The sequence below is a fragment of the Citrobacter sp. wls829 genome, assembly GCF_005280825.1.
In the GTDB taxonomy this organism is placed as follows: domain Bacteria; phylum Pseudomonadota; class Gammaproteobacteria; order Enterobacterales; family Enterobacteriaceae; genus Citrobacter; species Citrobacter gillenii.
In genome coordinates this window covers 1-1,362 of sequence record NZ_SZWP01000119.1, presented here as the reverse complement: position 1 = coordinate 1,362, position 1,362 = coordinate 1, and the positions used below count along the sequence as shown (strand labels likewise).

The 1,362-nt window shown below is 48.5% G+C and carries 1 protein-coding gene; it reads right to left on the bottom strand.

What is annotated here, in order from left to right; translation table 11 throughout:
* Nucleotides 1–50: 50 nt before the first annotated feature.
* Nucleotides 51–1,118, bottom strand: coding sequence for a YhcG family protein (locus FDW88_RS22355; protein WP_137363376.1), 1,068 nt, complete (start codon nt 1,116–1,118; stop codon nt 51–53).
* Between the last annotated feature and the right edge of the window lie 244 nt (nt 1,119–1,362).

Sequence of the window (1,362 nt, the reverse complement as noted above, 5' to 3'; positions counted from 1 at the left end):
TCCGAACCGCGCACGATGTCGCCACCGGCTCAGTCGCTCCGTGAATGCTCTCATTGAGACGCTAATCGAGTTTGTGAACGGGCAAGTTCATCCGCCAGTAATTTCTCGTCAGGCAACTGCATTTTGTATTCGCTGGTAAGCACTTTATGAGGTAAACCGGTTAGGGCATAGTGAGCTTCGCCAGCACCTTTTTCCGCGCACAGGATTAAGCCTACGGGCGGATTCTCTCCAGGCATTGTCCAGTGCTCTTGGGCGTAATTCAGGTACATATTCATTTGCCCTGCATCGGCGTAGCTGAATTTTCCTACCTTGAGGTCAACGATGAGCAGGCAGCGTAAGCGTCGGTGGAAGAACAGCAGATCGATGCGAAACCAACTATCGTCAATGCGTAAGCGACGCTGGCGACCCACAAAGGAAAAATCATCACCGAGTTCCAGCATAAAATCCATCAGGTGGGTTATCAGCGCTTCTTCAAGGTCAGATTCAGAATATTCGTCCTTTAAATCTAGGAATTCAAGAATGAACGGGTCACGTATTGCTTGTTCTGGCGTAACGTCAGCGACGGTGGGGGCGACCTGCTGTAACATGGCGGTTTTGTCGTGGGACAATAATGTTCTTTCGTAAAATTGGGTGGTGATTTGCCTGTCGAGTTGCCGTACTGACCAGCCGTTACGTAGCGTCTCTTTCTCGTAAAAGATGCGGGCATCAGGATTTTTAACCGATAGCAGGCGGACATAGGCTGACCAGGGAAGCGGGAAAATTTTGGCGAGTTGTGCCAGACGGGAAGATTCACCAGACACTGTCTGCTGAATTTCAATATTTTGAAAATAAAGATAAAACGCTCGTATTTGTCGCAAGTTTCCCGTGGAAAACCCACGTTTGTACCGCTGGTTTAAATCGACGGACAAACGTTCAATCAGTTGAGTACCGTAAGCCGCTCGCGCTTCACCGCCTTGTTCAAATTCGACAATTCGATGGCCAATCTCCCAATAGGTTGCCGTCATAATTGCGTTGATGCTGCGGACCGTTTCTGTCCTGGCGTTATCCAATAAATGGATTATTCCGTCATGGATTTGCTGATAATCCTCAGCATGGTGTGTCGAGGTGAGTGTATTCATGTCTTCCCTAGCGTGATAGTTGCGAAATGAAAATATATCGTTATCAATACGCTCGAGGTCTAATGCCGTCAATCCATGACGATTGCATTACATGGACCTGCATCAGCATTTGCGAGTCGCTTTCCAGGAATGACGTGAATGTGTGAGGCAGAAGAAAACAGGCCCCCATCCAGCAATGTGAATTTTGGCAGGGGGCCAGCAGAGAGGCTTTTTACACTTCCAGGTAATTCAGGATCCCGTCAGC